A 272-nucleotide genomic window follows, 5' to 3' on the forward strand; every position below is an offset into this window, starting at 1 on the left:
TGAGCACGGCAGCCGGCTGCGACGCGGGACGCCGCGAGCGCGATGCGGTCCGAGTAGTCCTGCGAACACCCGTCCTGGACCACGATGTTCGTCGCGTTGGGGCCCTCCACGTAGCCGCTGGTGCACGGCAGGATCCCCTCGTCGTAGCGGGCCATGATGTTGGTGTAGGTGACTTCCGGCGCATCCAGGCCACCGGCGTGCAGTTTCGCGATGAACTGCGATTCGGGGAGGAACTGGAGACCCGCCTGGCGGAACGGCAGCACACCACGGGC

1 pseudogene is annotated in these 272 nt (G+C 68.0%); it reads right to left on the reverse strand.

The window, feature by feature from the left end:
* Positions 1-272, reverse strand: a pseudogene (locus IJ15_RS26520) (lipase); the annotation flags it as partial.

The organism is Prescottella defluvii (assembly GCF_000738775.1).
Taxonomy (GTDB): domain Bacteria; phylum Actinomycetota; class Actinomycetes; order Mycobacteriales; family Mycobacteriaceae; genus Prescottella; species Prescottella defluvii.